The following is a 4,580-nucleotide window of genomic DNA, read 5'->3' on the forward strand; positions in this document are numbered from 1 at the left end:
GGCAAGGTGCCGGTGAAGTCGACCGCCTCGCGCTTTGACCACAGGATGCTTCTTGAGCCTGTCACGAAAGCGCTGGGAGGAAGGCCAGCGCAATGGGTTACAGCTGTTGACCGCACTCGAGCACCGCGGCTTTGAAGGCAGCAAGGCGACCGTCTACAGGTGGACAGCCGCCCGCGAGAAGCGGCCATCGACTGCTCCATCGAGTTCACGATTGGCGTCCGCCATCGCGCCGGAATTGTGCATGGGTCCGTGCGAAGAGGCAAACTCTTAACGAGCAGAACGAGCGGTTCCTCCACCATCTGCATGAACATGCTCCGGAACTTTGGATCGCGACGATAGGGGTCCCGATCAATGGATGCCACGAACAGCGACCTGGCTTTCCTTGCAGCAGGTCTCAGACGGCCTTCGACCGAGCTCGTGCTCCAGGTGATCGGCGACCGGACAGGGCGTGTGCCACGTTACTGCGGCTGCCGCGACAGATGTTCTAAGCTCCACCTACAGCTACTTTACGAAACGGCTGCTCCCTCCATCAATCACGATTGTGGTACCATTGAGATACCTTGCACGGTCGCTCACGATAAATCCAACTAGCTCCGCGAGCTCTTCGGCAGTTCCAATCCGCCCCGAGGGATTGGCATTGGCGACACGTTCAATGGCGGCTTCTCGATTGAGACCCTCGTCGAGTATTAAGGCCTCAATTCTCTTGTGAACTCTGCCTGTATCGAAATAGCCAGGCGCGACACATTCACGCGAACGCCACTGCCGGAAAGTGTGTCAGCAAGGTGCTTTGCTAGCACTGCTATTCCGGCACGCATGACATTCGATACGAGTAGGTGGCCTGTCACCTCATGCACGCCTGCGGAGGAAACAAAGACGATATCCCCGCCGGGACCAGACGCTTTCATCATCCTGGCTGCGGCTCGCGACAGCCGCACTGCACTTATAAGAAGCGTCTCGTAGGAATGATCCCAATCCTCGTCCACTACATTTTCGATGGTTCCGTACGGCATAAGATCAGAATTAACGGCGAGGCAGTCGATGTTGCCGAGGAGCTCCAGAGTACGTCCAAACAACATGTCGACATCGGAACGCCGCGCGAGGTCGGCGACGACGCCATGAGCGCCTGCGCGTCTCTCAATATTCCGCAACTCACCTACAGGCTTTGTCTAGGGTCGACTGATTGCGAGCACAAATTGCAACTTCAGCACCGTCTTTCACGGGTCGTTTGGCGATTCAAAACCTAGACCATTGCAAAGGCCGTACAGAACCTTTCGGCTATGATAATTCATTGCCAGGAACCTCTTCCTGATTGATGAAAGAGCTATGTGACGTAACCTTCGATCGTCATCCTTACAAGGGCCTAATAACTGAGCATTATATGTCTATATATATCAACTGACTTGGCAAGTTGGTCCAATTCAACAAATTCGTTATTAGTGTGAGCGCGATCAATACTTCCTGGCCCGAGGACGATGCATGGAATTCCGGCTAACGAGAGCTGACTGGCATCTGTTCCGTAAGGTACTCCAATGTACTTACCGGTCCCGGCAACCTCGGCACACGCCTGCGCTGCCACGGACGCTATCTTACTCGACTCGGCACTGTCCGGAGCCGGGTCTTCCAGCGCTGGTAGTAGGGATCGGACCTTGATGTTTTCGCGATCTCGCAAACCTTGCAGTATGTTCTCTACTTCTTGCAAAGCCTGCTCTGGTCGCTCTCCTGGAACAAGGCGTCGATCAACCCAGATGCGGCACGACGGAGGGACTGTCGTCAGTTCCAAGCCACCTTCGATTAGGCTTACCGTCAAAGTTGGAGGACTGACCAAAGGCTGGGTGCGCGAAGCGAGATCCTGACCGTGTTCGTTGAGCCCCAATACGACCTTTGCCATGCCGGTGATCGCATTGACTCCGAGGTGTGGCTTCGAGGTGTGAGCAGGGACGCCCTGAACCTCGATTTGCCAGCGGACCGAGCCTTTGTGGGCGACTACCAGCTCAAGCTCGGTTGGTTCACCCACCACTGCGGCGTCATACGACGTGCCGGAGAGAGCGATAGCGCGGGCGCCTATCTTGCGGTACTCTTCATCAATGCTGGCGGCAACGACAATTGTAGCATTGGGTTGACAGTTCCCTAGGGTACTGAGGGCGATCATCATCGCCGAAAGGGAAGCCTTGGTGTCGCAACTACCTCGGCCGTAGATCCGATTATCTTTCATTTCAGGAGAAAATGGGTCCGACGCCCAATTGTCGGTTGGCACTGTGTCCATATGGGCCACAAAAAGAACGCGCCGATTAGGGTCTTTGCCTGGAACCCACGTCAGGAAGTTCGAGCGGCCGTCGACAACGTGTTGGAGTTCATACGGCAGGTTCCGGTCCTTGCAAAACCTCTCAAGATATGCGGCAATCCGCTGTTCTCCGCTGCCCCTCGGCGAAAGCGATGGGTTCACGCTCTCAATTTTGACTAGGTCCTGGAGGAGCGCGACGGTATCTGCGCTAGGCGATGACATAAACTCTCCTGTTCTGCTCGTTATCTGGCGGCGCAAACTACTTCGACCAATTCTTTACTAGATGGACAACTAAGTCGACTTCCTCCTCTGTGTTGTAAAGATGGAGCGAAAATCGGAGCAATCCTCGTCGGGTGGATACAAGAACTTTATTCTCAGCAAGATAGCTGTGTAGTGCATGAATATAGGGGGCGGCTTCTCGCGCTCCGCTGAGCGTAGCCATATCGCCCACTGCTACAATACTTCCAGTGTGCTTGCTGGGCGCGCCGCCACAGACAGGCAGTCCGAGTTGCAACAGTCCTGAAGCCAATCGTTTTGCCAAAGACGTCACGTGATTGTCGATTGCTTCTGTTCCGATCTCCAGCAGTTGCCCCAATGATGCGTGGGCAGCGATCATGCCTGGGAAGTTGTAATGACCAATGTCAAAACGAGGCGCCCCGGCCCGCAGGTTGGCGGCGTTGAGAATGGGAGCCGATTCCGGGGCATTTCCGAGATCGACGCTGAAGCGAGCAAGGTAGGCTGGCTTGAGCCGATCGGCCCACTGCCGGCGGCAGTAGAGAAATCCCGATCCGTAAAGGCCCATCAGGCCCTTTACGGTCGAGACGGCCAAAGCATCCACGCCCAACCGATCAACATCCGTATGGAGTATTCCAACCGATTGAGTTCCATCCGCCAGAAGGAACGTGCCATGGCGCCTGCAGGCCTCCGCGATAGGTTCCGTGACCGTGCGAAAACCAGGAACCATCGTCGCGGTTGAAAGCGCCACAACGCGCGTGCTGGAATCAAGCGCATTGACAATCGCGTCCACTGGAATCGAACCGTCATCGGGCTCCACGAATTTTAGCTGAACATTATGCAGGGCTTTGACTTGAAGCCAGGGCAGGATGTTGTTTGCATGCTCCAGCTGAGGGCATAGGACCACGCTGTCTCCCGGGCGCCAGTCGATCGCGTTGGCGATTATGTTAATCCCCTCTGAGGCGTTCTTCGTGATAGAAATTTCATCTTTGTCTGCTCGGATAAATTGGGCAAACCTAGCACGTGTCTTTTCGATGTCCTTCAACTGGCTAAGTTCATCGTTTACCCCGTGCAATCTGTTATCCAGATGCTCCTCGAACGATGTTCTGGTGCTTCGGGAGATCAGCCCCTGATTTGCAACGTCCATGTAGATGGCGTTTTGTGTCGCCGGGAACTCTTCCCGGATGATGGCTAAGGGAAGGAAACTGCCGTTCATAGTCATGGGACTCGTCAATTACGGTTTACCTGCGTCCAATGCCGCGAATAGACGTCTAAGCGCGACCGCGACTAGCGGCAGCGGAGAACCAGCTGCCAGTGGGTTCACTATATCCGTTTATATGCGCGAAAGGCGCCCTGTTTGAGTCTATTTCTGCAGATTTTCTGCGAGCCAATCGGTTGCGTGCAGGATTCCCGTGGACCGCGATGGTGACGCAAGCGCTTCGGGGGCCGCGAAAAGGACCGAGGGATCGATCTAGGTCGGCTGGGTTGGGAGACTGGCTTCAACCTGAAAGACGCCGAAAACCGGCGCGAAATCCTCGACAAGCTGAATTGGTTTAACGAGGAAGCGAGGAATTCTGGCTCATCGTAGCCTCATCGTAGCCTCATCGGAGCGAAGATGAGACAGATGGGGTATTCGGCTTGAGCCCCATTGGGGTGAGTTCGCCCGGCTTTCCATGCCAGTTTCGACGGTTGCAACTAGTGGTTTACGCCTGACATAAGAGTCCGGGGTGGGGATTCCCTTTTGTGAGTGCGCATGCGAGTCTGGCATGCGCACAGGAATATTGCTCACCGTTTCTTCGATTGCCCGTCAGCGTCTGGGCGCGCTGATCAGAGATCGCAATGCGCAGAAGCACGTTTGGCGAGCCGAGATCATTCTGTTGAGCAGCGACGGCGTGGGCACCGTCGAGATCATGCGGCAAACTGGTAAGTCCAAGACCTGCGTGTGGCGCTGGCAGGAGCGCTTCGCCGCGGAAGGCTTGGAGGGACTGTTACGCGACAAGACGCGCCCCTCGCGCATTGCCCCACTCGGACCTGAAGTCGCCGAGCGCGTTGTGGCACTGACGGG

At 55.8% G+C, this 4,580-nt stretch carries 4 protein-coding genes and 1 pseudogene (1 of these 5 cut by a window edge); 1 reads left to right on the top strand and 4 read right to left on the bottom strand.

The features are described from left to right. Positions 1–501: 501 nt before the first annotated feature. The 4 genes from EOB49_RS38700 to EOB49_RS30850 all read right to left on the bottom strand — a co-directional run bounded on the left by EOB49_RS38700 (position 502) and on the right by EOB49_RS30850 (position 3,731). Positions 502–699, bottom strand: coding sequence for an SDR family oxidoreductase (locus EOB49_RS38700; RefSeq protein WP_127383208.1), 198 nt, complete (start codon positions 697–699; stop codon positions 502–504). Further along, entirely contained in the window at positions 687–1,148 is a 462-nt protein-coding gene (locus EOB49_RS30840; protein ID WP_127383201.1) for an SDR family oxidoreductase, read from the bottom strand. The genes EOB49_RS38700 and EOB49_RS30840 overlap by 13 nt, the downstream gene beginning before the upstream one ends. Before the next feature lie 212 nt (positions 1,149–1,360). Then, positions 1,361–2,503: a M20 family metallopeptidase gene (locus EOB49_RS30845; protein ID WP_127383202.1), complete on the bottom strand. Its 1,143-nt coding sequence runs from the start codon at positions 2,501–2,503 to the stop codon at positions 1,361–1,363. A 37-nt stretch (positions 2,504–2,540) separates the two neighbouring features. Beyond that, a complete protein-coding gene (locus EOB49_RS30850) occupies positions 2,541–3,731 on the bottom strand; it encodes an aminotransferase class V-fold PLP-dependent enzyme (protein WP_245472898.1) in 1,191 nt (396 codons plus the stop codon). 550 nt (positions 3,732–4,281) lie between these two features. On the opposite strand from EOB49_RS30850, the pseudogene EOB49_RS30855 reads away from it, so the two are divergent. Then, positions 4,282–4,580 (top strand): annotated as a pseudogene (locus EOB49_RS30855) (helix-turn-helix domain-containing protein); its annotated part runs 225 nt beyond the window's last position; the annotation flags it as partial.

It is taken from the genome of Mesorhizobium sp. M7A.F.Ca.MR.148.00.0.0 (assembly GCF_003997735.1).
Classification (GTDB): domain Bacteria; phylum Pseudomonadota; class Alphaproteobacteria; order Rhizobiales; family Rhizobiaceae; genus Mesorhizobium.